The 1,167-nt window shown below is 58.4% G+C and carries 2 protein-coding genes; one reads left to right on the forward strand and one right to left on the reverse strand.

Features of this window, described 5'->3' with window-relative positions; genetic code table 11:
• On the forward strand, positions 1-566 hold a 566-nt coding region (locus AC1DH9_RS29550), incomplete at its 5' end, for a universal stress protein (protein ID WP_477809383.1).
• 32 nt (positions 567-598) lie between these two features.
• Here the strand turns inward: AC1DH9_RS29550 and AC1DH9_RS29555 are convergent.
• The gene (locus tag AC1DH9_RS29555) at positions 599-1,024 is read right to left on the reverse strand and encodes a potassium channel family protein (RefSeq protein WP_427539796.1); all 426 of its coding nucleotides are present in this window, start codon (positions 1,022-1,024) and stop codon (positions 599-601) included.
• Between the last annotated feature and the right edge of the window lie 143 nt (positions 1,025-1,167).

The following is a 1,167-nucleotide window of genomic DNA, read 5'->3' on the forward strand; positions in this document are numbered from 1 at the left end:
GTCCCGACCTGTTGCTCAAGGAGATTCAGCATGAGCCGCTGCTCAAGCGTGCTTTTGTCACGCCCATGGATTGGTACTTGCTGCGCGAATGCCCGGTGCCGGTTTATCTGCTGAGTCCGTGCAGTCATACCTTGCCGCGCAAGGTGGTCGCGGCGGTGGATCCCGAGCCGCAGGGCAGCAAGCTGAACGAGCGGATCCTGCAGCAGGCCAATAGCCTGGCGTTGCAATGTGATGCCCAATTGTCTCTGCTGCACGTCTGCCCTATGTCCTCCGACTATCTGGACGATGCAGATGGAGATGAGCCGGTGCTGTCGAAGCTCAGGAAAGATCTGCGCCAGGCACTGGAAAAATCCTTTGTCACACTGGCTCACGACTTCGGGGTGCCTGTTGAATGTCGGCACTTTATCTTCGGCGATCCGGTGTCGGCGCTGGCCGGATTCGTCAACGATAACCAGACTGACGTGATCGTCATGGGCAGGGGCCGGCACCATGGCCTGCAATGGTTGATTGGCAGCACCACCGAACATGTTCTTTATCAAGTGCCTTGCAGCATCCTGGCGGTTTAGGTCCCGTGGAAGCGGTCGTCCACCGGCGACCGCTATTTGCTCTTCCAGTATTTCTGCATTTCGAGAAACAGAAAGGACGCCGTCCAGGTGATGAGCACCAGGCCGGTCAGTGCCTGCAAGCCTGTCAGGTACTTGAGTTTGCCCATGGGCGAGATATCGCCAAAACCGATGGTGGTAAAGGTGGTGAAGGAGAAATACACGCAATCCATGAACGAGCCGTCAAAGTTGCCATTCAGGCTGCCCCAGTCGCCGGAGCGCGCCATCAGGTAATAGGCCAGCGCAAAGCACCAGACTTCTGTTGCATGGGCCAGCATCGCGCCAAATACCCCGACGACGATTCTGAATCGACTCCAGGCCCGGAGCCGGGGAAGCCAGTCGTTCAGGCGTGACAGGCATTCGTAGTGGATCACCACGGCAACGATGACCACCAGCGTATTGATCAGCGTGACCTCAATCATGGCGAGCCATCGGGGGCGGCCTTGAGCGGTAGCAGCGGCGCAAACTCCTCTGGCGTCAGCGTTTCCTTTTCCAGCAACAAATGAGCGCCGGCATCCAGGTCGGCCCGACGACTGTCGAGCAGCACCTTGGCACGGTTATAGGC

Source organism: Pseudomonas sp. 05T35 (assembly GCF_056396605.1).